The sequence below is a fragment of the Robiginitalea insularis genome (assembly GCF_052497835.1).
On the sequence record NZ_CP199296.1, the window covers coordinates 1480950 to 1506756 of the forward strand.

The following is a 25807-nucleotide window of genomic DNA, read 5'->3' on the forward strand; positions in this document are numbered from 1 at the left end:
GGTTAGTCCAGGTAAGGGGTTAATCCGTCAATTACGGAGCGGATCTGCAGTTGCATCCTCTCCAGGCGGCCCACTTCCCGGCTATACATCACATTGTAGGCACCGAGGACAACAGCCACCCGGGGTACAAAATGGTCAGGATCAATGTTTTTCCAGTTGGCATTAAAAAGGTAGCTATCCCTGTAATTGGGGTCGTGTATCCGCCCGATGATGTTGTAGTGCTGTACAAATTCATCAAGGTGGGTGCGGTATTGGTCCGTGTGTAGGGCGGCCATTTTTTGGTAGTCGACAATAGTAGTGTAGTAATCAGATAAGCTTGCCTTTAAGCCAGGGGGTAAAATTTCAAAAGCCCCCGTGGATTTAAGGTTCTCAAAAGTGTTTTGATTAAAGGGCAGACTGGAAATCCAGTATATGGGAAAATCCTCTTTCATGATCTTCACCAGTGTATCCAGGGTGGTTTCACTGGCATAGGCTTTTCGGAGGAGAGTTTGATTAAATTGGGATCGTTCCCTGAGCGGGGGCAGATTATCATGGATCAACAGGCTATCCTGAACAATATCGTTATGAATGGACTGTAAAGCCACCCTCAATTGTTTGGCCTCTTTCCGATCCTCATTCCAGGTATTTACCTGCAGGGCCAGCAAAATCCCGATCACTACCAGAAGGATTTCTCCCAGGGCGTATAGCAGGTACTTCCCGCCCTTGTTTTCTAGGAGCAAGCCTTGCCTTATTTTTTGTAAAAATCTAATCATCGGCCAGTTCTTTTTGGACCAGGGCGCTAAGGCTTTCCAACTTTTCCGGCATGGGTTGCAGTAAGCGTAGCGTAAACCGAATACGGTCTGAAATATCATCGAGTAGTAACAAAAAAGCTTCCTGTTCCAGCAAGTCCCCTGGCAACTCCCGGGTAACCCGGTAGGTGTTGTTTACCATTCTTATTTCCGAGGGACCAGTTCTTAGATTACTTAACTGTTCTACCTGATCAGTATAATTTCGCTCTGCCCATTCTACAAGGTCGCGATTGCGGAGGATGGTAAAATCATAAAAGGAAATCAGCCTGTTTCTCAATGTTTTGTTCGATAGCCGGTCTAACCCACTTGCTTTTATGGCCTCGTAGGGCCCTGGATTAAACTCGTACTGAATACCTGTAAAGAGCCAGTTATAAGTAAATTTAAGTTCATCTGAAAAGACGCTGTCATGGGCAATGGCCTGGAAGAATTTCTGGGCAGTGCTATCGGCATTTTGAAGGCGCCTGATCATACGGTTAAAATAGGCCTGGTCTGCTTCCAGAGCACTTTGTACCTCTGACAACATTTCCTTTTCAAAGGCCCTGTCCTTTTCAGATTCGTTCCAGTTATTAATTTGCAGGGCGATCAGGATTCCGATCACCACCAATAATATTTCCCCTGTGGCGTATAACAGGTAGCGGCTGGCATTGTTTTTACCCAGCTGGCTTTGCCGGAGGTTGCGGAATAAGCGGATCATTCTATGTTGCTAGTTTGTGATGCACAGTATATTGGATTGACAATTTTTAATCAATTTTGGTAAAATAGAGATTTCGGTTGTTGCAGGCGGCATATTCCAGGGAGATACCGGTAGAATCCCTGTGCACGAGATGCATAAACCATCCTGTTGGGGATATTACCGATTTGGAATCCAATACCACCCATTCAATCTTCTGATCTCCCTCCACGTTTTTTTGTTGGGCCGGATCAAAGGTGCTATATGTAAATAACCTTCCGTTATCCTCAAAAAGGATATATTTTCCCATATCCAAGGTGTCGCTGTTAAAAGCTCCTGCCTTACTCCACACCTGATACGTGCCTGTAATTTCGGAAAGATCAAACCTGAATTCCTCCGGGGCCTGATAACTGAAAGTTTCGTTTGGAGACAGATAAGCTGAAACGGACTCTAAATAAGCGATCATAGCTTGTCGAAGGATGATTAAGTCCGGTACCGAATTCCGTGCCATGGAATTCCAGTATTGGCCCAATTGATTCTTAAACCTCGGGTTCTCGAATATGTACTCCAGAATCAACTCATTAAGTTGGGGATCTTTTTCCGGAGACCAGTTCCATAGTTTATGCAACCAACTAATATTTTTAGCCCTGTAATCTATCTCAGTCCTGGAAATTTCCGCAAGCCTATTATTATTGTCGGTTATTTCGTCATAATTGGAGTCCAGATTTCTTAGTTCATCCTTCATACTCGTTAAGGCTTCGGGTAAATTTTCGAGGTTTGTGAGAATTTTATCCAGTATTTCCCGGGCTGGCGGAAAAGCCAAATGATTGACACCAATGTAAAAGTGCCCTGCAAACTGATTGTTTATATCTTCCTTTGAGATGGCATTGCAAAGGTGCAGACGGATCAAACGATCTTTTATTTTGTATTGCTGCAATACCCTGTGAGATTGAATTAGGTTGGACTCCAATTCCAATCTCAACTCTGACAGCATCTGCTCCATCTCTGCCTCCTGCTTTTTTTGGGCATTGTAATTATCCAATTGCAGGGCAATCATAATCCCCACAACTATCAAAATGATTTCCCCAATGGCATACAACAAATACCGGCTGAAGTTGCTTTCAGGGAGCAATCGCTTTCTTACGTTGCGGAAAAAGCGGATCATATGTGGTTCTGGTTGGTTATGGACAAGTTAAGGATTTTGTAGCATGTTGAGCTCTCCTTCAATATCACTCAAAAGAGAAATTAAGGCCTTTCGGTTCCTTTCGTAAAAGGAGATGGCCTCGTCGTATTCATAAGCGAGGTGTGACACAAAGTTCAAAAATTGATGATCCTCTTTAAATGCCAGGGAGTCGGTGGGGTATTTGGTAAATAAGTTGTCGCGCGTCTCCAGGCGTTCCCATAAATCAGGGTTGGAATCCACCAGCATATCAAATTGAACCTGTATATAGTCGTCCGTTCGCTTGTACTCATAGTCATAGAGGTTTACAATGCTTTGGCGCAATGCCTCATTCTGGATAATATCGATGCCGGCCACCTTTAAGGATTCATAGGCAAACCGCTGGGGGTTGAAGAAATAGACCCGGTTGATGCCTCCCAGCAGGTTGTAGACCAGGGTTCCATTTTTCCGGACCTTTGTGGCCCCTGCCAGGTTGCCAGCGCGCAGGTACGCCAGCAGGTCTTTATTATTGGCAGACACAAAAGAATCCACCATTATTTTCCGGCTCAGGTTCGCCAAATCTGTATTCAGGTCTTCCTTCAGGCTCTTGAGGATGCGGATCTCTGTATCCAGGTTCTTGTTTTGTTCGCTCCAATCATTTACCTGCAGGGCAAGCAGAATCCCGATCACGACCAGTAAAATTTCCCCAATAGCGTAGAGGAGGTAGCGGCTAAGCTTGTTTTCAGCGAGCAGGTTCTGGCGGAGTTGGCGGAAAAATCGAAGCATATGCTAGTTTGTGTTTAACTCTATTACAAGGTCTTCGGCTTCCTTAAGGATATTTTCATAAACGATATTCCGGGTATACAGCGTGGAAAGCCTCCGGGTGAGGATCCGGCTAAAAGAGGAATCAGTAACGATGGCCAGGTAGGCTTGCTCAATCAAATCCGTATCTGGGGGGGGAGCCTCGCAGGGAGCGAAATCCTGTATGTCCAAAACGCTGATCGTATAGCAGGAATCCCACATATATTCCTGCAGGGACATTGGGATTATGCTCCTTATAAAGTTCCTGTATTCCATTGTGCCCCCTGTTAACTCCCCTAATTGCAGGGGCCATTCCGTATAATAGCGCTGCAGGGAATTTAAAAGTTCCGGTCGCCCCAGTAATTCCAGGATATCCGGGTTTTGGGCTTCATTATAAGTAGCGGAAAGTTGTGTAAAATTCCAGATCTGGCTCACGTGGAAGGAATACACCAGGAACTGCCAGTGATCTTCTTTTGTTAGGGCTTCCCGATTTTTCAATTCGTTTTGTACCAGATATCCGAAATCTATCGCACTGCGGAAAAAATCGAGGCGTGTTTGGATATTTTCAATATCCCTGGATACGCTTTCCGTAAGAAGCCTCCTGAACTCCTTTGCCTGGGTTTTATTGTTCCTGGACTCATTCCAGTTGTCTACCTGGAGGGCCATTAAAATACCGATGATCACAATAAATATCTCCACCACTACATACAGCAGGTACTTGCTGAATTTATTTTCAGCGAGCAGGTTCTGGCGGAGTTGTCTGAAAAAGCGGATCATGGGTTTTGATTTTGGTCTATTTCTTCTTCAATTCGACTTAAAAGCATGGCGGTCCTTTTATAGACTGAATAGGGCTGATAATAAAGCTCTTCCAATAAACTAGTAGTTAGTTTTAAATAATTTTCAGTTGCCGTGATCAGCTGGTCCGCGGAGACCATTCTTTCCTTTATGTCCGCAAAATTGTCCTCGCTGAACGAACTGATAAAATTATCGGACAGGGCGTAGCGATAAGTCTTCTGCACTTCCATTACAATTACATTCTGGAATCGGTCTGTTTCCTTTACATCCGGATAATGGTATTGTAATGAAGTCTTCAGGGAATCATTGGACAGGATATTAATTTTCCCGGTACTGAGCAATTCCTGGAAGGTAATGTCCGTTGGAGAAAAGTGAGCTATTGCCAGGACGATAAAAAACTTTCGTCCCATGCTCAGCGTATCGGGAAGCGGATTTAACTGGTAATTTTTGACGGCAGTATTAAAATGATCCCATTTCCTGATAATGGAGCCGTTGTTTTTCCCCAGGGAATCCAAGAGCTCAAGCCCTACAATCAGTCGGGTCTCATAATTCTCACGGATTCTTTCCAGCCTTTCTATATCCCGTGTCAGGTCCAGACTCAGACGTTTCAGGTATTTTTGTTCCTCAATTTTGCTAATGCGCTCTTCGTTCCAGGTATTGATTTGCAATGCCAGTAAAATTCCAATGACCACAAGAAGGATTTCTCCAATGGCATATAGCAGATACTTGCTGAATTTGTTTTCAGTGAGCAATCTTTGTCGCAGGCTGCGGAAGAAGCGGATCATTGGTTTGGTTAACTATGCCTAAGTTAAGCAATTAAGAGCTTTGAAGCGCCAGGCGTTTTTCCATTGCTCCCAAAAGAGAAATCAGGGCGTTCCTGCGGAGCTTTGAACCGGCCTCCGGCCTCAAAGCCCAAAATAGCAGGCTAACGGGATCAGGCTTTACTCATGCCAAAACTCCAGGATTTCTTTAAAAGCCGCTGTCTTGATATAGGGGGTGAAAATAGGATCGTTATGAAAAGTGCTATTGGTGTAACGCTTTCCGGCAGCCACTGCTTTTTTAAGGTAATCCATGGATTGCTTCTCCTCCCCGGTGGTGGCATAAAATTGCGCCAGGGCATAATCGATATCCCCGAATTGATACCCGGATCTTTGCTCGTTTAGGGCTTGTAGCTGTTCGCTGCCGCCGCTTTCTTTCCCATTTTTATAGAGTGTAGCAGCGAAATAAGCCCTTTCCGAGGCACTTAGGGAGGTTTCCTTCAAAAGCTGGCTGTACCATTTTTCGGACCTGGCATAATCTTGCTTGTAAAAAGCGGCTTCAGCACGGATTTTCTTCTGATAGTTTTTGAGGGGCGCCGGTTGTTCGGCGTAGAAGCCGATCAGGGCATCAAAATAGGCATTTGCTTCAGCTGTGTTGCCAACTTTTAGAAATTCCATTCCTGTAACCAGCATATTTTGTTCCCAGTAATCGGAATCCCCCACTAATTTTACGTATTCCAGGACTTTTTTGGCAGCTTCCGTATCTCCTTCCTGCACATAGGCTTTGAGCAAGGCCCTTTTTATCCATTCCAAACCTTCGGACCGGGCAAAAGGCTCTAATAACGCTATAGTTTCCCGGGCCCTGCCCAGTTCGATATTGCTCATGCCTTTGATAAAATATCGGTACTCACATTGTATACAGTTCCCCAAATCCATATCCTTCATGTCCATAGCCTCGAAAATAGGATCCACATCCTGTGGCCGGTTTACGAATTGCAGGGCCAGGACCATCAGACTGCTGTTGAGCTCCAGGTCCATTGGCGCATTGTTATATTCTTCCCGATAGGTTCTGTAGGCCGTCTTGTTATCGCCTTTCAGACAGGCTTCCAAATGTTTCAGCATGTTGAGCTGCTGTTTGTTGGTGCCAATTTCTGTAGATAAAACCCGTACCAGCGAATCTGCCACGGCAAACCTGTCCCGGTTGTAATAGTAAAGTACCCGGTCCAGTTTGGGTTTAAAGTAACTGCTGTCTGCAGCAATGGCAGCGTTGATCAGGTCTAAGTAGTTGGGTTGTTCCAGGGCTTCCTCTGCCTCCAGCCAAAGCTGATATGCACTGAAACTCGGAGGGGTATCTTCCAGCATAATTTGGGTATCCCCCCGGGAGCGGAAATAGCCAAGGATTTCCTGTTTAAGAGCCTCTATACATACCAGTGGGCTGTCGGCCTTACATTCGGTTACTTCGAAGGAAATTAATGTGGTATTCATGTTTCCGTCCAGGATAGAACACTGTAAGAGCAGCCGGTCTTTGTCCAGGTAATAAGACCCGCTAATTACTTTGGATGGTTTTAAATAGGTTTTCAGAACCCCATTATCTCCAGTAGGCAGGATGGAAGCCTTTAAAATATTGGAATAGTTCTCCACTATTTTGGGCGAAATTACCTGCCCCAGCTTATTTTCGGTAATGCCGTGCATAATCCAGTCTACAGCCATCTTCCCGACAATATCCAGGGAGGCATCGGCTGTATTATTGTCAAAGGTCAGGACGGCAATTTTATCGTTTCCCTCTGCCTCTGAAAGGGGGTCTTGAGGTATTGATAATGTTTCGTTATTCTGCTTGATAACCAAAAGGACAACACTAATGCCGAGCAGGCCAATCACACTCAGGAAGGAGAAGTACAATTGTTCAAAGCCTGTTTTTACAAATTTGCCGGGCACCACATCCCCATCAGGGCTTTTAAGGGGTTTTTTGCGGATCTTATGACGTAATTCAAAATGCCATAATAAATAAAGGTATACCGGAAAACCGACTAAAAGGATAATCAGGAGGTAGGTAAGGGTAGCTTTGGGCAGGTTAAGGGGTTCGGCAACAAGGTCTGCTACCTGTAGGAGTACCCAGGCCGAAACCACATAAATAGAGAGGTTTTTAAAAACATCATTCTCACGACACTCGGCAATGAATTTTTTGAACTTCATAATTATTGGGCCCTGGACAGCAGTCCTGGTTTGGCGGTTTGGATTTAGAAGGGATCAATCCCTGGAGATCTCCCCTAAAAATAAAATGGGTAGCCCAGATCTAAATGCCTTGGTTCGAATTTAAAACAAAATTTGGTCTGCGGGAACATTTCATGCCCCGTAATATGACAGGGAGCCAAAACCATTTTTGTCCTGAGCTGTTTTGTCGGGACTACTCTTTTACCACCCGAAACCCTGTATGACCTCCTTCCGACTGACTTTCAGGGTTAGCGGGGTCCACAAAATCATAGGCGCTGTAGTCATAGGTTTTGAGGTGCTCCCCATCCGTGTAGTATTCCGCGGCATTGCCTCCCAGGTCAAAGACAAAAACGTCTTCACTTAGTTTGACCATGGGGTGGCTGCCTGTGTTTTTGATAAGGGGCAGGGTAACGGCCTGCAGTTTGGTTTTCAGATCAGGCACATCCAAAGCGGTAAGCTCATAACCCGCCCAATGGTTGAGGTTGTTCTGTTCTTTGAAGTTTTTACGGGCAGTTTTGTGCAATTTTTTGGCTTCTGCGGCATTGGGCAGGCGATAGGTTTCGCCGGTTTCACTGCTCAGCCAATTTAAATAGCCGGCAATAGCTGCCTTTGAGAGCCCGGTAACCGGCTGGTTGGCGCGAAGCCGGTCATAGGCTTCTCCGCTGTAGGTATGGTATTGGGCCAGGGTGACTTCGTGGGTGCCAATGGCAACGCTGTCTTTTCCCAGGGAAACCGTGGCAGGTATGAGTTTGCCATCCTTCATTTGGCCAAGCAAGCCGCCCTCAGCTGTATTTTGCTGCATTTTGAGCAGGGAAGCCAGGGGGCTGTCTTTCTTAAAGGCTTCGTTTTCCACCTCTTTATCTTTAAAAAGGTAGGTCTCAAACCAGGCGATCTCCTCCTTCATCTTGCGCAGCTGGTGGGTAATTTTCTGCAAGCCGTGGGGCTGGCCGGGGAACCAAAGGAACTTCACAGGGGCCTGGCCTACTTGCTGCAAACCGCGGTAGTATTCCCAGCCCTGATCCCTGGGAACGGCCCGGTCTTCACTACCATGGAAGATGATGGTCGGCGTTTTGATCTTTTCAATCTCAAAAATGGGGGAGTATTTGATGTACCACTCATTGTAGTGTTTGCCATTGGTATCGTCCCAGGGCGCTCCGCCGAAATAGCTCTGGTCAAAAGAGACCCCAAACCGGCAGGTGCCGTAATCCGAGGTCCAGTTTACGTCACCGGCCCCCGGGGCTGCTACCTTGAACATATCCGGATACTTCAGGGTCATCCAGGTGGTAAGGATGGCCCCGTTGGACCAGCCCATTATCCCCAGTTTATCCATATCAATCATCCCCTTTTCCTTCAGGTGCTCTATCCCATTGTAAAGGTCTACCTCCTCCAGGGAATAGTAGTTTCCATTCTTGATTGATTCTACAAAGGCCTGGCCGTGGTCACTGGAGCCATGGTAATTGGGCTTTAAAACAAAGGCTCCCTTGTCCGTAAAGATCTGCGGGTAGGTAGACCAGCGTTCTGACCACTGATCCTGGTCCACCCCGGAAGGACCACCATGTATACTTAAAACAAGGGGGTATTTTTTTCCTGCCTCGTAGCCTTTTGGGTAATAAAGGATTCCGTTTACCTGTTCCTCTTTTGCCCCTTCCCAGTAAATAATTTCGGATTTGGCGATGGGCTTCTTTTTAAGCTTGTCATTCAGGGAAGTCAGCATCTGGGGGATGGTAAGGCCCACGGTTTTGCGCCCGACAGCCAGTTGGGCCAGGGTGTATTCCGGCAGGGAGGAGGCAGTGGAGTAACGGGTGATGATCTTCCCGCTTTGCCGGTTAAAGGCCAGCACGGCCGTATGCTCCTTCTTTTCTCCCAATTCCCAGTCTTTCCAGTTCCAGTTGTCCCCCTTTTTCTCATAATAGCGAAGTTTTCGCAGCGGGCCATTGGCCAGTTGTACAATGAGGGCGTTACTGTTGAGGAAATACTCCCCGTCCAGGCCATTTTCCCATTCCAGCGGTACTTTCTGATAGGAATTGTTTCCCATGGAGAAATAGTATAATTCGCGTATCCCGGCCCCGTTCCACTGGGGATCAGAAGAGGTCTCTGCCGAAAAGTAAAAGCCTTTCCCGTCTGGTGTGAATTTAAAACCAGCAGGGCTTTGCAAGCCTTTCAGGATGGGTTGGCTTTGCATGGTTTTTAGGTTTAGCAGCACATAATTGGGTTTGGGGTTGGCGTCTGTCCCGTAGTCCGGGCTGGTGATTTCCTGGTAGACCAACATATTCCCATCTTCCGAAACGCCATAACTGCTGATGCGATATTGGTTTTCCGTTAGTCGTTTGACTTCCTTGCTTTTCAGGTTAAAGGCATACAACCTTCGGGGGTTCCAGTGCAGGGTATCTTCGACAATATCAGTATTGTCCTTTTCATAAGTAATGTCGTAGAGGGTTTTGCCTTCTTCTCCTATAAATATCAGGCTGTGGTCTGCCCATCTCTGAAGGGATTGTATGCCATTTTCAAAGGTCTGTACTTCCTCTGGTTCTCCGCCCAGGAGGCTGAGCTTCCAGAGTTTCTTGCCTTTTTCCCGTGAAGACAGGAAATAAAGGCTTTCCCCGTCTGCGCTGAAAACCGGGTTGGATTCGCTGGATTCGGAGCGGGTAAGCTGCACTACTTTGGGTTTGTTGTCCTCCAGAATATCCAGGTGTGCCAGGTACAGATGGTTTACGAATTTGTCTTCCTTGGGGAGCCCTTTGCGCTGGCCCCAGACCACCTTTTTCCCATCCTTTGAGAATTCTGGGCTGCCCACATAAACGGTGTTGATGATTTCTTCCGGGGTCCATTTGTCGTTTTGGGAAAAGCTTGTAAAGGGCACTAACAAGAGCAGTAGCAAAGCAAAAGGTTTCATAGAACCGTGTTTATTAAGTTTTAATAATATGACAAGATAAGCAATACTCGATGTTATTTACGGGGGGATGTTTTTCTTAAAATTTTCCCGGCTTTAATCTCTTGAAACGCACCTTCTTTAACCGCTGCTTTCCCATTTATAAACACATAGTAAATTCCTTCCGGATACTGATGGGGTTCTTCAAAAGTGGCCTTATCCGCAATGGTTTCCGGATCGAATATTACCAGGTCAGCTTTCATCCCTGCTTTAAGCAGACCGCGGTCAGAAAGGCCCATTGCCAGTGCGGGCAGGCCGGTCATTTTATGGACGGCTTCCGCCAGGGGCAGCACCTGCTTTTCGCGCACGTATTCCCCCAGGACCCTCGGGAAGGTACCATACCAGCGCGGGTGTGGGTGGCCCATCCCCGGGGCCACCAGCCGCCCGTCTGAGGCGATCATGGTTTGCGGGTGTTTCATGATCTGGATAACGTCCCCTTCATCCATGGCAAAAAAGACACAGGAGGCCCCGCCGTTCAATTGGGCTTCAATGACCAGCTCGGCCCCGTTTTCGATGCTGGGTTCCATCCCTTTTATAGCACACCAGTCTGCCAGGGTCTGTCCTTCCAGCTGCGGCATCCAGGATACTTTGGCAAACTGAACCCGGCTGAGGTCGTCTCCACCGCGGTCATTGATGATGTTAAAGACAATTCCATCCTTGATGCTGTCGCGAAGGACCGGGTTTGCGATCCGTTCCCGGAAGGCCTCGTTCCCGCCGGCGCGGGCCCAGGCCGGAATCAGGATGGAAATGCCTGTATAACTGGCATTGTAGGGGTATTGGTCTATTTTGATGTCCAGGCCTGCAGTACGTGCCGAATCTACCAGGGCCAGGGTGCGGCTGCTCTGCCCCCACATGGGTTTGCCAACCACCTTATGGTGGGTCAGGATAACCGGGATATCAGCCCCTGCCGAAATTTCAATGGCTTCCTGAACGGCATCGATCAGGCCCAGGCCTTCCTCCCTCAGGTGGGAGGTGTAAATTCCGCCATAAGCTGCCGCCTCCCTGGAGAGGGCGATTACCTCATCTACTTTGGAAAAGGCGCCCGGCAAATATTTTAGCCCGGTTGAAATCCCGAAGGCTCCTTCTTCCATGGCCTGGCGGACCTGTGCCTGCATTTCGGCCAGTTCTTCCCCGGTCGGGGCCCGGTTATCCAGGCCCATTACATTGCGCCGTACTGTATTGTGCCCTAACAGGTAGCCCACATTCATGCCGATCCCTATTGCCTCCAGGCTATCCAGATAGGATGCGTATGGCCAGGGGCTCCTGCCGTCCGGCCCCCCAAGGGCCGTGGTGACCCCCTGCCGGATATGGCTTTCGCAATCCGACAATTCCAGGATGGGATCCAGGTGGGTATGTATATCGATAAACCCGGGGCTTGCGACATCCCCCTCCGCATCAATAACCATATCCGCTTTGGCTCCGGCCAAATCGCCTATTGCGGCAATGGTATCGGCCCGGATGCCGATGTCCCCCGAAAAAGCCTCCGCACCTGATCCATCCAGGATACGGGCATTTTGGATAAGCACATCAAAAGACTCGGGATTCCCGCAATTGATCAGCAACAGGAAGAAAAGATAAAGGGGAGATAAGCTTTTCATAAGTTTAGTTTAATTGAGCATTACTATTCAGTTCGGGTCAGGGAAATTATTTCTGTGGCCAGGGCTTCTGCTTTTTCCAGTTGTATAATAAGGTTTTGCTGGAGGTATAGGGAATTATCCAGGTAGTTTTCGAAAACCAGGGACTGGAATAGTTCCATTTTCCGGTTTGCCAGCCGGCTTTTCCCGGTCCAGGAGTAATCCCCCTGCGCATCCATTTCTTTAAAGGAAATATATTCAGCCATCATGGGCAGCATGATGTTGTTGGTCCATTCATCCCCGAATTGCTCCCTTTGTTTTACCTGGTCCAATAAAGCTTCCCACTGATAGAGGGCGTTAATAAGCATTTTGTTGGTAATCAGGTTCATTTTCCCTGACTGTATCACGTTTTGCAGGGAGGTGCCCGAGGTGGACAGGTCAAGAGCAGGAAGGAAATGGAACAGGAGGCTGTCTGTATTCTGGCTGCGGACTATAGCCTCTTCGGCCCCGATCAGGTTCATCAGGGCCTGCCCGTTTGCCAGGATTTCCCTCACCCCGTTCATGTTTTCCCCTATCATTGCCTTATTCTGAAGGAATTCTTCGTGCAGGTTAGACAGGATTTGCTGTTCCTCTTTTCGTTCCAGCCGCTGCTGGTTCCAGCTGTCTACCTGCAGGGCTATCAGGATCCCGATGACCACCAACAGGATCTCCCCAATGGTATAAAATAAATACCGGCTTATGTTGTTGTTAACAAGGAGTCGTTGCCGAATCTGTCGAAAAAAACGAATCATGACTGACAGCTAATATTAAGGGATTAAGGTACATAAATAATTTATGGAGTGGGGGATTGCCTCAGTCATTGGACAGGGCTTTCAATTCTTTGTCGATGCTCCCAATCAGATGCTGCAGGTCCTTCTCCAGGGATTGGTTGATGACTATGCTGTAGTTCCTGAGGGAGATAATTTCGGCGAGTAGATTTTTATAGGCCTCATTGCTCAGCAGGCTTTGGTAGTCTACAGGTTTGGCGAATTCGTCTTCAAACACCTGCCAGGATTCCGGATAATATTTTCTGAATAGTTTTACGTGCATGGGATATATGGTGGAACTGAGTAATTCCGAATCCCAGACTTCCACCTCGGATTTGATCACATCAAATTTGTAATCAAACATATCAGTAAGCTCCCGCCTCAGTTCCGGGTTGGAGATCAGTTCCAGCCCCCGCACTTTTAATTCATCGTATGCAGAAGTGGTAAGCTGTAAGGTGGATGACCAGAAATATGAACCGAAACAGGGGTCCAGGCTCTCGTCGTAAGGCTTTTGCTGATCCAGGTATTCCAGGATCTTATAATTGCAGGCCCTCCAGCGCAGGTCCTCCTCAATAGACCGCAAAACTTCTTCCCGTGTATTTACCAGACCGGTCCGGATTTCTTTAAGGATGTCTTCTTCGTATTCCCGAAGCTTCTGTTTTTCGTTCCAGTTGTTGATTGCGAGGGCTATCAGGATTCCAATGACCACAAGGACTATTTCCCCTATGGCATAGAAAAGGTATTTACGAACCAGGTTTTGTGAAAGTAGCTTTTGCCGTAGCAGGCGGAAGAATCTGAGCATGGTTTAGCGTGGGTTACAATATTTAAATATAAAAAATGTGTGAATTATAGATCCAGCCAGTCTGAGGTCCGGTACTTCGGCCAAAAGGTCAGGGGGTGATTCCACCAATGGTTCGCTTCTGTTCAAACCATCTTACTTTTTTTGTAAATTCCGGGGGATGAAACAACACCTTTCCTTGTTTGCGGCTGCGCTGCTGTTATTTCTCTGCGGGAATGGATGGGCACAGCAACTGCGGCTCCCAGGTTCCGGAAGACTGATCCTGGGACCCTATACAGAGCGAACTGCCTCTGTTTCCAGTGGGGATTTGGATGGTGACGGGGATACGGACCTGGTAGTTGCCAATGGACGCCACTGGCCCGGCCAGAACAGGATTTTTTTTAATAACGGCCGGGGGATTTTTACTGTTGAATTGCAGCTGGGAACCCTGCGGGCTACTTCCTACGCCACCGAACTTGCAGACCTTGACCAGGATGGGGACCTGGATATTGCCGTCGGAAATGATATGGCCCCAAATGAATTGTTTTTCAATGTGGGTAACGGAACCTTTACTCCAGGGCCCTCATTTGGACAGGCATATGCCCCAACCCGGAACCTCACCCTGGCCGACCTGGACGGGGACGGGGATGTGGATATCCTGATAACCAACCGGGGACGCCCCAATGAGATTTGCCTGAATGCAGGAGATGGCAGCTTCCCCAAAACCCTCGAATTTGGCAGTAGTGAAGATGCTACCATTGATGTGGAAGCGGCAGATATGGATGGGGACGGGGATACAGACCTGATCCTGGCCAACCGGAACGCCCAGCCCAATTTTGTATATCTCAATGACGGGGCGATGGGATTTACGCAAAAGATACCCTTTGGAACCGGAAGTGACAATACCCGCTCGATAAGCGTTGCGGATGTAGATGGCGATGGCTATAAGGACATACTGCTGGCGAACATCGGGGAACCCAATACCATTTATTTCGGTGATGACAAGCTGGTGTTTTCAAGAAGTGTTGCCTTTGATGCGACGGCTGCCAGGAGTTTTGCTATTGCCGTGGCGGATCTGGACCAGGATGGGGATATGGATATCGCCATAGGGAATGCAGGAAGTCCCAACCATGTTTTTTTAAACAGTGGAAAGGGCCGGATCTGGGAAGCGTTACCACTGGCAGAAGAGGAATTCCTGACCTATGACATTATCGCTGTCGATATTAATGCGGACGGATGGCCCGACCTGATTGAGGCCAATTCCGATGCCGTAAACCGCTATTACCTGAACCGAACACAGAAATAACACACAAACCATATTATTATGACAATCTCGCACCACTTGCAAATAGCTGCCAGCGCAGTGTTTTTCCTTTTTACTTTCTTAACGGGAGGGCAGTCATTTGCGCAGGACACCCCCCTGGAATTAACCTATCTGGGTACGGCCGGCTGGAAAATCACCGATGGGGATTTTACAGTTTTGGTAGACCCCTATATCTCGCGCGTTAAGCTTGGGACCGGCCCCGGCATTAGTCCGGATGACACCCGCCAAACCGTAATGCGATCAGACTATTTTGTTTCGGATACCCTGCTCATTGACAGCCTGATTACCAAAGCCGATTTTATTTTGGTGCACCATGCCCACTTTGACCACCTCTCCGATGTGCCTTATATAGCTAAAAAAACCGGGGCCAAGGTAGTAGGGACGGAAACCACCTGCAATATCCTGAGGGGGTATGGAATCCCGGATGAACAGCTTTATCCGGTACGAGGGGGGGAGGACTATCAGTTTGAAAAGTTCTCGGTCCGGGTGATTCCATCCATTCATTCTGCCCTGAATGATAAGCATTACCTGGATTCCCGTACCTATACTGAGGTGCCAAGGGTGCCGCTTCGGGTTTCGGAATTTATTGAAGGGGGCTCCCTGATGTTTCTGGCCCGTTTTTCAAATCACAAGGTGCTTACCATGGGGTCTATGAATTTTGTGGAACGCGAACTGCAGGGTATTGAACCGGATATTTTACTGGCAGGGGTCAACCAATCCCAATTGGGATTATACAACTACAATGAGCGCCTGCTGAAGGTTACGGGAAACCCCAAAGTAATCATTCCAACGCATTGGGATAATTTTCGCTTGCCTTACGGGTTTTCACAGGAAAGTTCTGTAAACCTTAAATTACTACCCTTTAAAGAAGATGTTGCCCGGCTTTCGCCCGAAACCGAAGTGATAATCCCAAAGCACCTCGGGACTATTCGAATCGAGTAAAGGAGACAGAGCCCCGGTTTATCGGGAAAGGTATCCACTGGCAGCTGTAAATGCTTCCGGGTCTTTCATTAGCAAAACTTCCTGAAGTGCTGCTGGTTTGTCGGCGGCCTGCTCGTAATAGGCCGAACAGATTTTATAGCCCATGGCATAGCCCAGCAGTTTGGGGTGTTCTTCCTGCTCAATGGAATCCCATAACCAATATCCCTTCTCCTGTTGGGCAAGGTCTTCGGCAAACCTTTGTTTTAACTGATTTTCGTTTTGATGAATAAACTCCAGTGCTTTGTTTTGGGTGATTACTCCCAGCACTAATGATGTAATGAATTCTGCCCCGCCTTCCCGCAGGCAAAGCCCGAGCATGTTGTTGGGAGCCGAATAAAGAGCCTGGTATTGTTGCCCGCCCATGGCCATGGCCTGTTGAAAATGGGACAGTTCATGGACCATTAACTGACGGAATTTTTCAGGCTTGTCCAGTACACGGGTAACCGTTATCAGCTGCCCGGCCTGGGAGGCCTGCCCTATCCCCCGGTTTGCCCCTACCAGTAAATAGGTGGGAGGGTACATGGCATTGGGCATTACTTCACTGAACTGGCTCATGAGCGCTGCATAATCCGCCTCCGTGGCATTGATCTTTTCCATAAAAGCAGGTAGCAGTGCGTAACGCTCCGGGGCTTTGGCGAGGGCATCCTTAAGGAGTTCAGGGGTTAACTGGTGCCGCTGCACAAATTCTTTAAGGCCGGGAGAGCCCTTCTCGAAATACAGGGTTTGCAAAACCGCGACAGTATCCTGGCTGGTTTGCAATGCCCGATAGGCGTCCATAAAATGTTCCAGGTCGCTGTATACCAGTTTTGCCTGCTCCGGGGTCCTCGGAAAGTCAGGCTGCCCGAAACTGTGAATGCTGGCCAGCAGGCATATTCCCAGATAAAAAACCCGCCTTGGGCTAAAAAGGCTTGTAAGAGACATCTTAACAGAATGGGTTGGTTCGTCTATCTTAAAGAAGACTAACTCAGGAAATTGTTACACCGGGAATATCCTCAGACATGCCAAAAGGACGATAACACCTCCTTGAATTCCTTCAGCCGGGCGGGGGAAGAGTGATTTTTTAGCTTTTTAATTTTGAAGTAGCATTGTAGGGTTTTTCTATCCAAACACTTTATATTCTATTATATCTTGATTGAAAGTTGGCAGCCCAGATAGCGTACCAAATACCAAAAGCGAGCAAACCGGCTCCGGTAAGTAAGGTCAATGCGGTAGCCACTTTTGAAGGTCGCTTTCTCCAGAGATATGCCTTTTCAATTTGGTCCGCGGGAAGGGAAAAAAATTTGGTTTTAACCTGTAATGTATCCCATGGATGGTATCCTGTTTCTTAAGAAGCTTTACCCCCCTGTAAACCTTACCGTGTTCTGTATAAATCTTATACCGGTCTTTTGGATTCGGATCTTCCGGCAGCCCAATTTCCTGCTTCTGATAGATGGTACAGCTTTGGAAAACGAGCAGCAGGGCCAGCATAGGATTTATTAGGGAAGATCTGATAGTTTTCATTGTCTAAGGTTATTCCGTGGAGAGGGTTGTAAACTCCTGTATGGGTCCGGCATCCCCTCCCAGGTTCATGGAATAGTAAGGGCGTATATAATATTTCGTTCCGGGTTCCAGATTTTCCAGGAGCAGTTCAAAGGAGAGCGACAACGACTCCCAGGCATCTAAACCGTTGGTACGGTCCAGTTCTGGGGTTGTGCCATACCAGACCCCGGACCCAAAATTGTAGTTTAGTTCTGCGCAATCTTTCGGCACCACATATCCCGAGACAACTACAGAAGTTGCGGTGAGCTCGGAAAACGTAAGGGGGCTGAATTTTTTGGCGCCTGAACAATCGTCGCTATTGCTGCAAGCTGTGAGCAGCACAATGCTGCAAAAGATCGAGTACTTAAGACCTTTTTTAATATGGGTTAGGAGACTTTTTTGTTTAAAACGGTTTTTGGATTCCATAGTGAATTGATTTGATCCTGAAATTAAATAGGTTATTCCCTTTATATATCCCAAAAATTGCTGGTGGCAGGATCCAGGACATCCCGGGAGAGGGACCAGAAAAAGTGTATAAATACTTTAAATAGGCCGATTCAGGTAATTAGTTAAAAAAGCCCTGCTGCAGCTCGTATTCCATCAGCGCTGTCATGGCCCCGGCCAGGACCAGTCTCAATTCCGCACCCAGATCCGGCCGGAGCCAGACCTTGTTTTTATTCAAACCAAATGCTCCGCCCCCGTAATACTGAACTGCTGCGAGGGATTCTCCTTTTGAAAAAAACTCATAACCCATAGCAGTGATGTTTCGGGAACCTTTTCCGTTCGATGGGGAGGATACCGGAACGATTTGAATGGTCTGCTCCCCATTGCTCATTTCGCTGATAATTTCTTCTCCGTAATCTTCCCGCCAGGATCGGACAAGCAACAGCAGCCAGCCAGGGGGTGCCCCATTGTCAAGGCTCATGCGCGCCTCGAAATAATCGGTGGCCGATTGCAGGCCCTCCTCGCCTATGGAAAGCCATTCGAATATTTGGGATGCCCGCAGCTCTTCCATGCTGCTTCGCGAAGCGGCCCTCACAAAAACGGAGTCATTTTCCCCATTGCTCAGGGCAAACGTAAAAGCCACTTCGGCCCTGCTACTCGCTTTCCGGCTAAAGGGTTTCTGGGTGTAAGTACTGGTGGCCATTCCCTGTTTGCTGTCTGCCACTGCATAATCCCCAAAGCGGTATTTGGAGATTTTCCCGGGCCAGGCCGCCCCTATTTTTACGTTCCATTCCGGGGCTGTGTCCTGAAGGAGTTCATCTATTTCGATTCCCTGTGCCAGGACCTGCGTGCAACTGTAAAGCAGGGCGGCAGTGAAAGAGAGGAGTTGAAGTGGCTTTCTCATATCTTATCTCAGATTTATACTGTGAGTTCCGGGAGTTTGCATTTCAGGATGAAAAGTAGTTCTGTTCCCGGCAAAGCGACTCCTGTTTCTTGCCTGGAGCATAAAACAGGACATGGCATGATTTTATTCGGAACGGTTCAGCTGGGCCTTAATGGAACTGGTGAGATTGGCCACCGCCTTCTGCATGGTTACACATCGACCCTTGCTTGAATTGCGTACAATCATTACATCGGCCAAATGATCTGAAAGGGCAGGAATACTATTCAGGCGAGCTTTAAGGAGAGTGGGGTCAATAGCACTTTTTAATTGGATAAGGTTGCCGCTTTCAGCATGGACGATCAGGTTTTGGTGGATACCCAATCGGGTATCAGCAGGGATTATATCGGTAAGAAGGTTACGGAACAAGAGGTTATAGGAATTCCACTCCTCCGTGTACCCCTGATATATTGTAATATCCCTGTACAATTTCCCAACTTCTGTTTTGAGGTTCTGATCTTCTATGAGGGATAAACTCCCTGTGGACTGTAGTTCCTTCCAGATAGTACTTTCAAAAATATTCAGCGGTTCTGCCCAGCGGATATGTTCCAGGGCATATAGTATGGTTTCGTTATTCTCAGGTAAGTATTCTTCCTTTAGGAAGTCTAAAATGATCTTGGCATTTTCTATCTGGAATCCTGCAAAATCCTCCTGGCGGATAGCAATTCGCTTGTTGGTTTCCAGTTCAATGAGGAGGCGTTCTAAATAGGAAGCTTCGGTTTCCCGGTCTTTCCTGTATTCGCTCCAATTATTGATTTGAAGCGCAATGAGGATCCCTATGACCACTAAAAGGATTTCTCCAAAAGCATAGAAAAAGTATTTGCGGATTTTTTGATCGCCAAGCATTTGCTGGCGAATGTTCCTGAAAAATTTCATGGGCTATTTATGAATGAGTTCATCATCGATGATTTCCACTACCGAATCAATATAATTGAGTACCCCTTCAGATTGGGTATTGATAAGCGAAATCCAACTTATAACAAAGGCCAGGTAATTTTCGAATTCAACGGATTGTTGCAGTACGCTCACGTCCACGGGTTTATTTGAAAAGCCAATTTCCCTGTTTACCTCTTCCGGGGAGGAGAGCAGTATGGGGTTTATCACCTTGTTTCTTATGCGGCTATTGATAATATTACGGCTGTTGTACTGCTTGTAAAGGAACGGCCGGAAGAAGTTGTGGTTGTAAGCATTGTACATGTTTTCGTCCTCCTTGAAATCCTCAATCATGGAATTCCAGCTCGAAAGCTTGTTATTGAGCGCCTCATTTTTGATGAGGGTAAGCTTATCTGTTGAAGTAAGTTGATTCAGTACCCCAAGGGAAGGGTCAAACGTATAGACGGGCAGGGCAAGGGCCAGCAGACTGTCTACCTGTTCAGACTGCTTATATTCAGATGTTCCGTCGGCAAAGCGTATCAATTCCCTTGCCGCCGATAGAGCCTTTTGCCGCATCATTATTTTATCCACCATTTGTTCCCTGTTGACCAGGAATTCATTTTTTAAACGGGTCAGGAACAGGTGGGCCTCTTCCTTGTTCTCTTGCTCCGTATTCCATTTATCTACCTGCAGGGCCATCAGTATCCCGAGTATCACAATTATTACTTCGCTGATTACATAAAAGAGGTACTTGCTGAATTTGTTATCGGCAATTAATTTCTGGCGAAGTTTGCGGAAGAATGAGATCATATTGTCATGGCTTATAGGGATGGAAGGGTTAGCTGATTTCCTGGTCAATTAAGGCAATCAGTTCTTCAATTTCTTCCAGGGCCCTGTGATATACTTGATCTTTTTCCAGGATGATCCTGAGGGCAATTGTAAAATAGTTTTCAAATGAGGAGATGTATAATTTATCCTCGTTTATGGCAAGGTGTGTATCCAGGTTAACAGCCGTTATAAGCTCAGGAATCATTTCAGCAATAGCGTTGTAATGAATGGTCTCCATCCGGTTCACATAGATGTAGGTTTCTTCCAGGGCCCTTAGGCGTTTTTTGATGTCCTCACTTTTCATGAGTTTGATTTCACCGCTACTCACAAGTGTTTGATAAATAGTACCCTGTCGGTCAAAATCCGAGTAATCTACAAGCCTGGAGGTAATGGCACTGAGGCTATCCTTCAGGGATCTTGCGTTGTTGCGGATAAGCTTTTTGGCGTATTGGAACTGTTCCGTATACCTGCTGTTATAATTTATCTGCCCCTGAATATTTCTACTGTCCTCCAGCAATTGCTGTCGAGTATTTGAATAGGAAATCCTGGCTTCCTCCCGATTTAACCGCCCTTCATTCCAGTTATCCACCTGTAGTGCCAATAGTATCCCAATGATAACAATAATGATTTCACTTATCACATAAAAGAGGTACTTGCTGAATTTGTTGTCCGCAAGGAGTTTTTTGCGAATACGGCTTAAAAAGCGGATCACGATTCTGTTTTTAGTATTAACCAAGGGGGGACTTACCCCATCGCTGCATGAAAGCACAAGGGCTACAGAAAGTTAAGGAATTATTTAATGCGAGCGGGTATGTATACCCGTTTACCTTAGATCAAAAGACTTCACATTCCCAATGTTATAATGGGTAAACGCCCAACGGTACAGATTTCAAGGCAAAATGCAATTATTTAAAAAGCCCAACGTTCTTAAGTAAGAAAATTCTCATTTTCATTGAGGTGAATAACAGGCAGGTTTTTATATTTTACAACCTAAACGGAAAAAATTTTAAATGGGAATTGCTTTCAAAAGGCTTAATGAAGGCTATAAAAGGAGGCAGGAACTGTTAAATATGCGTATTATGCTCAAGAGAATAATTAGCCTCTGTTACAATCATCTGGATTTCTTAACCGATGATCGTCTTTATATTTTTTCGACCTCAGCTTATCTAATTTTCCAGCGCTTGGACCGCCGCATTAAAATTATATTATCACCTTTTAGTTTTTAACATAGACAATCATAACAAAAACAGTTTTATGAAACGCAGAAGTTCCCTGATAAAAAGTGCTTTGATCCTTTTGATTTGCTGCCTGAGTACCCCATTAAGTGCTCAGTGCGAATTGTTTAAAAGTGAAATAACAGATGTTAAAAGCTACATTGATGAGGTAAGCCATTTTACGGATTCCATGCAAACCTATGCAGAATCTGCAGCCTTTGCAGCCAAATTTTCTGAAGCCCGGACCGATGCCAGAAAAGTAGAAGTGCTTGCCGGGGAAGCCCTTGCGGCAGCCTACGAAGCGGTTAAGCTTGCTTCTGAAGCTCAGTATTATTCAGAGATTTGCGGGATAGACGCAGTGGTAAGCTTTTCAATAGATGCAGAGAGCCTGGCAATCGATGCCCGGGACTATGCAGATGAGGCTTTTACCAACGCCAAAAAGGCCAATACTGCACGTAACCTGGGAGATATCCGATTCTTTATGCGTAAGTCGCTGGAGGCGGGAAAAGAGGCACGAAAATCTGCCGAAGCAGCTGCCTATGCAGCATCAGATGCGCACTATAGCTGTACTCACAGCGACCTTACGGCCAGTGGACAAAACTAATACGACCCGATTCTTAAAGTTGAAAAGCCCTGTAGCACCTGCTACGGGGCTTTTCTGTTTTTAGAGTCTCATTCAGGTCCTTCTTCCTCGTATAGTTTTTCCTTAAACCGATTATAGAGATAAGACACCAGTAGCAACAATATCCCAAGGGAAACAAAGACCACAGTTTTGGAAAGGGTGTTCAGGTGGGCTATATCGTAAAAGAAGAGTTTTAAAAGCGTGAAGGCAAACAGGGCAATTGCCGCAACCCTCAGATGCTTTTTTCGATTCCAGATACCCAGGCCCACCAGTAGCAGGGCATAGACTCCCCAGAGGATAGAAACCCAAAGCTTGTAGACATTTGCTGCCCCATAGATGTCCAGCCAATGCAGCAATTCACTGGTTGCAATCCAGACTGCGCTAAGGGCCAAAACAAGGTCAAAACTTCCATTGGACAACAGGTAGGGAGCGTAGCGTTTCAGGTTTGTATGTGCTGTATAAAATAGCAGGCCCAGTAGTGCCAATACCAGGTAGCGAATCCCCAATGGGAACCCGGCACTGAGGAAATCGGGTTGTGTTACGCCCGCCAGAAAGGCCTCGCGGAGCTCACTTAAGGAATACAGCCCCGCGGTTAGGAATAGTAATAAAGCTATCCCCTGAAGTACGAGGGAGGCCGCTCCCAAAGACCGGCTATTCAGTCGGGAGAAATTGTACAGGCACAGCCCACTGAGGAAGGCAAAGCTGTAGATCAGCATCCAAACAGCCTTGAAAGATTCGGTGAGCCCCCTGATGAACCAGGGCCAGGGCTGGATGCCAGAGTTCTCGGTAGCGTAAATCCTGTTCCAGTAATTGGATATTTCGACTGCAAAGCTGGCGAATAATACCAGTAATAAAAGACCCGCAAGGCTGTAGCCAATTAAGGGCCTGAGGGAATCGGAACCCTCTGAATCAGATGCTTCAGGAACCCGGTGGAATAAGTAGTTCATATAGGCCAGGGCAGTTGCACATAACAGGGAGCTTAGTAAAAGCACATTGAAAAAAGGAGTATACTCAAGTGCCTCAGGCAGGTTTTTTGATGCCTGGGATGCCACTGCCCAGTCCTGATTAAGACTCAGCAGGGCAAGGACGATTAGCGGGTAGGCCATTTGTTCGTAAATAACAGCTTGCCTGTTTCTTCCTATCCAGAAAAGCAGGGTGGCCTCACCCATCCAGAGAAGGGTAACCCAGTTCCCGTCCAGTTGAACCGGGATACTGATGGTCAGAAATATCAGCGCCAGGCCGCTTAACAGGTAAAATACATTCTGGTCTGCCAATTTCCGGCGATAAATTAGCAAGCCCACAAGGCCATGCAGCAATCCATTGAGGAAGGTAAAACTTCCAAGATAGGTGCTGGTGTCCGGGCTGCTTTCCAACAGGTCGTATCCGAAGCCGAAGAAAATAAAGGCATTACCCAAGAGCAAAGCCACATCCAGCCAATTGAAAGTTTCTTTTTTCAGCAGTTTATAGGCCAGGAAGCTGCAATAAAATATGGAAAAGAACAGTATTAAAAACAGCCAGGTCAGGCTCCAGTGCTGTTCCATTTCATAGGCGCTCACATACCAGGTAAAAAAGATGAGCCAGGTTAGGCCAAAAGAGAAAACCGATAACAGTTTCCAGTATTTGCGAAGTGCAAGGAAAAGTATCCCCAGGTTGATGATGGTTATATAACTGAAAAGTATCATTGCCTGCCCGCGGCCTTCACTGAGTAAAAAGGGGACAGCATAAGCCCCTACCATCCCTATGTGTGCGATGATCTGTTGATCGTATTTCAGGGCAGCATAGACCGTGCCAATGGTAAAGAGCACCATCAGGGCAAAGGCCGCGGTCTGAGGCCATAAATCGTAATATGCATAGGCGACGTAGGTCACAAAGTAGAAAAGCGCCATGGCACCACTTACCAGGACAGCACTGAACTTTTCATAGCTGGCCCGTAAGCGGACCCCGGCCAATAAAAGCAGGCTGGCGGTCAGATAACCAAGAATAACCCGGACCAGGGGGCTGATCAGCCCTTTTTCTATGGAGTATTTGGCACCGATCCCAAACCCGATAATCAGGATCACCACCCCAATTTTACTGATAAGGCTTTCGCCTATATATTTTTCCAGATTAAAGGCAGGTCGGCCCGGAGGTGAATCAAAAACGTGTGTTGGTTGTTCTTCAGCTTGCGATTTAGAAACGGAGGATGCCTCAGAATCCTTTGGGGTTTCGGCAGGGGCAGAAGCTTGCCTGGGAGCAGAGATGGGAGAGGATGGAACAATAATCCACATGGCCAGGTATACTACAACCCCTATGCAAAAGGCCAGCCCGAAAAGCACCCAAATCAGCCGCATCAGGGCCAGGTTTATTCCCGTATATTCCGAGAGGCCGGCACAGACACCCCCCAGAATTTGCTTTGAAGGCAGGCGGTAGAACTTTCGCGATGCTTTTAGTGGAGTGGCTGCTGTGGTTTTTGGAGCGGGAGGTTTCTGAACCTGTTTGGCAGTCTGAGAAGACTTTGCCTTAAAACGCAAATCGGCCAGAGCCTTTTGTAACTCCTCAATTTCTTCTGTGAATTTCGCCTGCTGCTTTACCAGTAGATTGAGTCTTTCCTCCAGTTGTTTGAGTTCTTTCTCCTGCGAATTCATTTGTGCTGGGTTCGGGCGGGCGTTTGAATATTAGGCCAAGGTTAAAGCTAAGATAGGGTTTTCAACAATACTTTGGGTTCCACTAGTCATCTTAACAGCAAAAGAAGAAAGGGGAATGCAATTTCGGCTTCAGGTATGAGGAGGCAGGGGGCTTATTTCTGCATTTTAAGATAGTAATCCACAGAGTGTTTCCCTGAGCCGTAAAGCAAGAAGAAAAGGCATACCAGTAAGACAGCAAAGGCAAGGAAAAACTCCCCTGAATGCCATTCCCCTAAGAAATTAACCATAACAGCACCCAAAAGAATAGGTATCTGCAAGGCCGCGGCCCAGCGGGTAAGCAAGCCGATGATGATAAAAATTCCGCCAACAAAGTGAGCCCCCACAATGTAATGCATGATAATCCAGCTCCCCGGCCAATTTTGAAAAGGCCTGATTACTTCTGAAAAGGCCTGCTGATCGGACATAAAAATGGCCATCTTATAGATAAGGAATGCACCGAGCAGGATCCTGAGCAGATCCAGGGCATAATACGTATGTGCATTGGCCCATTTGTTAAGTGTTTTAATCCGTCCCATCTATCCGTATATCACACCTTTTAAGTTACTGAAAATAAGCGAGATAATGAAAAATTTAACATCATGTTCTCTTTCGGCATCATATTTATTGGGAGAAGAGCTGCCAAAAACGCTGCTTATAATGTCTCTTTCCCCTAAGAGATGGCAATGCGAATCGATACGGATTCTGTGAAATTCACAGTATAACACTGATTTTATTGCTAATAATCAGATTGTTTCATATTTTACGGCTAAAATTAATATTCACCATGGGAAAATTTGAAATCAAGAAAGACAAAGCCGGAAAATTCAGGTTTAATCTTAAATCGGGGAATGGACAAGTCATCCTGAGTAGCGAAGCTTATAATACCAAGGCGGCCTGTGAGAACGGCATTGCCTCAGTTAAGAAAAATGCCAGCGATGATAACCGCTACGAGCGTAAAGAAGGGAAAAATGGGGCACCATTTTTCAATCTGAAAGCAGCCAATAGTCAGGTAATCGGTTCCAGTGAGATGTATTCTTCCACTTCCGCAATGGAGAATGGGATAGCTTCGGTTAAGAAAAATGCCCCTGATGCAAGTGTAGAGGATATTTCCTAAACAGTAAGCTGAAAAAT

24 protein-coding genes are annotated in these 25807 nt (G+C 46.8%); 4 read left to right on the plus strand and 20 right to left on the minus strand.

The features are described from left to right. Positions 1-2: 2 nt before the first annotated feature. The 11 genes from ACT6NV_RS06770 to ACT6NV_RS06820 all read right to left on the minus strand — a co-directional run bounded on the left by ACT6NV_RS06770 (position 3) and on the right by ACT6NV_RS06820 (position 13293). Positions 3-719, minus strand: a complete 717-nt coding sequence (locus ACT6NV_RS06770; RefSeq protein WP_445386498.1) for a DUF6090 family protein — start codon at positions 717-719, stop codon at positions 3-5. Positions 720-744: 25 nt separating this feature from the next. Next, positions 745-1482: a DUF6090 family protein gene (locus ACT6NV_RS06775; protein ID WP_445386499.1), complete on the minus strand. Its 738-nt coding sequence runs from the start codon at positions 1480-1482 to the stop codon at positions 745-747. A gap of 46 nt (positions 1483-1528) precedes the next feature. Continuing rightward, the gene (locus ACT6NV_RS06780; protein WP_445386500.1) at positions 1529-2623 is read right to left on the minus strand and encodes a DUF6090 family protein; all 1095 of its coding nucleotides are present in this window, start codon (positions 2621-2623) and stop codon (positions 1529-1531) included. A gap of 27 nt (positions 2624-2650) precedes the next feature. After that, positions 2651-3403, minus strand: coding sequence for a DUF6090 family protein (locus ACT6NV_RS06785; protein ID WP_445386501.1), 753 nt, complete (start codon positions 3401-3403; stop codon positions 2651-2653). Between the two features lie 3 nt (positions 3404-3406). Then, entirely contained in the window at positions 3407-4195 is a 789-nt protein-coding gene (locus ACT6NV_RS06790; protein ID WP_445386502.1) for a hypothetical protein, read from the minus strand. Next, positions 4192-4998 (minus strand): DUF6090 family protein, encoded by an 807-nt coding sequence (locus ACT6NV_RS06795; protein ID WP_445386503.1) that lies wholly within the window; start codon positions 4996-4998, stop codon positions 4192-4194. The genes ACT6NV_RS06790 and ACT6NV_RS06795 overlap by 4 nt, the downstream gene beginning before the upstream one ends. A 156-nt stretch (positions 4999-5154) precedes the next feature. Beyond that, positions 5155-7164: a tetratricopeptide repeat protein gene (locus ACT6NV_RS06800; protein ID WP_445386504.1), complete on the minus strand. Its 2010-nt coding sequence runs from the start codon at positions 7162-7164 to the stop codon at positions 5155-5157. Positions 7165-7375: 211 nt separating this feature from the next. After that, positions 7376-10075 (minus strand): prolyl oligopeptidase family serine peptidase, encoded by a 2700-nt coding sequence (locus tag ACT6NV_RS06805; protein ID WP_445386505.1) that lies wholly within the window; start codon positions 10073-10075, stop codon positions 7376-7378. A 53-nt stretch (positions 10076-10128) separates the two neighbouring features. Then, entirely contained in the window at positions 10129-11709 is a 1581-nt protein-coding gene (locus tag ACT6NV_RS06810) for an N-acyl-D-amino-acid deacylase family protein (RefSeq protein ID WP_445386506.1), read from the minus strand. A 23-nt stretch (positions 11710-11732) separates the two neighbouring features. Next, on the minus strand, positions 11733-12476 hold the full coding sequence (locus tag ACT6NV_RS06815) for a hypothetical protein (protein ID WP_445386507.1): 744 nt from the start codon (positions 12474-12476) through the stop codon (positions 11733-11735). A 61-nt stretch (positions 12477-12537) separates the two neighbouring features. Beyond that, on the minus strand, positions 12538-13293 hold the full coding sequence (locus ACT6NV_RS06820; RefSeq protein ID WP_445386508.1) for a DUF6090 family protein: 756 nt from the start codon (positions 13291-13293) through the stop codon (positions 12538-12540). A gap of 157 nt (positions 13294-13450) precedes the next feature. Here ACT6NV_RS06820 and ACT6NV_RS06825 point away from each other — a divergent pair, with 157 nt between their 5' ends. Together ACT6NV_RS06825 and ACT6NV_RS06830 are read left to right on the plus strand one after the other, a co-directional pair. Beyond that, the gene (locus ACT6NV_RS06825) at positions 13451-14575 is read left to right on the plus strand and encodes an FG-GAP repeat domain-containing protein (protein ID WP_445386509.1); all 1125 of its coding nucleotides are present in this window, start codon (positions 13451-13453) and stop codon (positions 14573-14575) included. Between the two features lie 18 nt (positions 14576-14593). Continuing rightward, positions 14594-15535, plus strand: coding sequence for an MBL fold metallo-hydrolase (locus tag ACT6NV_RS06830; protein WP_445386510.1), 942 nt, complete (start codon positions 14594-14596; stop codon positions 15533-15535). Positions 15536-15553: 18 nt separating this feature from the next. Here the strand turns inward: ACT6NV_RS06830 and ACT6NV_RS06835 are convergent, their stop codons facing one another. The 7 genes from ACT6NV_RS06835 to ACT6NV_RS06865 all read right to left on the minus strand — a co-directional run bounded on the left by ACT6NV_RS06835 (position 15554) and on the right by ACT6NV_RS06865 (position 20889). Beyond that, the gene (locus tag ACT6NV_RS06835; RefSeq protein WP_445386511.1) at positions 15554-16495 is read right to left on the minus strand and encodes a DUF2268 domain-containing putative Zn-dependent protease; all 942 of its coding nucleotides are present in this window, start codon (positions 16493-16495) and stop codon (positions 15554-15556) included. A gap of 279 nt (positions 16496-16774) precedes the next feature. Further along, positions 16775-17074, minus strand: a complete 300-nt coding sequence (locus tag ACT6NV_RS06840; RefSeq protein WP_445386512.1) for a hypothetical protein — start codon at positions 17072-17074, stop codon at positions 16775-16777. 9 nt (positions 17075-17083) lie between these two features. Beyond that, complete coding sequence (locus ACT6NV_RS06845; protein WP_445386513.1) at positions 17084-17518, minus strand: hypothetical protein; 435 nt, start codon at positions 17516-17518, stop codon at positions 17084-17086. A 139-nt stretch (positions 17519-17657) separates the two neighbouring features. Further along, positions 17658-18440 (minus strand): hypothetical protein, encoded by a 783-nt coding sequence (locus tag ACT6NV_RS06850; RefSeq protein WP_445386514.1) that lies wholly within the window; start codon positions 18438-18440, stop codon positions 17658-17660. 123 nt (positions 18441-18563) lie between these two features. Next, positions 18564-19352 (minus strand): DUF6090 family protein, encoded by a 789-nt coding sequence (locus ACT6NV_RS06855; RefSeq protein WP_445386515.1) that lies wholly within the window; start codon positions 19350-19352, stop codon positions 18564-18566. 3 nt (positions 19353-19355) lie between these two features. Then, positions 19356-20159, minus strand: a complete 804-nt coding sequence (locus ACT6NV_RS06860; RefSeq protein ID WP_445386516.1) for a DUF6090 family protein — start codon at positions 20157-20159, stop codon at positions 19356-19358. 28 nt (positions 20160-20187) lie between these two features. Then, the gene (locus ACT6NV_RS06865; protein WP_445386517.1) at positions 20188-20889 is read right to left on the minus strand and encodes a DUF6090 family protein; all 702 of its coding nucleotides are present in this window, start codon (positions 20887-20889) and stop codon (positions 20188-20190) included. A gap of 542 nt (positions 20890-21431) precedes the next feature. Here ACT6NV_RS06865 and ACT6NV_RS06870 point away from each other — a divergent pair. Then, positions 21432-21995 carry a hypothetical protein gene (locus ACT6NV_RS06870; RefSeq protein WP_445386518.1) on the plus strand — a complete coding sequence of 188 codons (564 nt, stop codon included), beginning with the start codon at positions 21432-21434 and terminating at the stop codon, positions 21993-21995. A 68-nt stretch (positions 21996-22063) separates the two neighbouring features. Here the strand turns inward: ACT6NV_RS06870 and ACT6NV_RS06875 are convergent, their stop codons facing one another. Then, positions 22064-24637: a DUF2339 domain-containing protein gene (locus tag ACT6NV_RS06875; RefSeq protein ID WP_445386519.1), complete on the minus strand. Its 2574-nt coding sequence runs from the start codon at positions 24635-24637 to the stop codon at positions 22064-22066. 152 nt (positions 24638-24789) lie between these two features. Next, a complete protein-coding gene (locus ACT6NV_RS06880) occupies positions 24790-25212 on the minus strand; it encodes a DoxX family protein (protein WP_445386520.1) in 423 nt (140 codons plus the stop codon). Positions 25213-25460: 248 nt separating this feature from the next. On the opposite strand from ACT6NV_RS06880, the gene ACT6NV_RS06885 reads away from it, so the two are divergent. Continuing rightward, positions 25461-25790, plus strand: coding sequence for a YegP family protein (locus tag ACT6NV_RS06885; RefSeq protein WP_445386521.1), 330 nt, complete (start codon positions 25461-25463; stop codon positions 25788-25790). Positions 25791-25807: the final 17 nt, after the last annotated feature.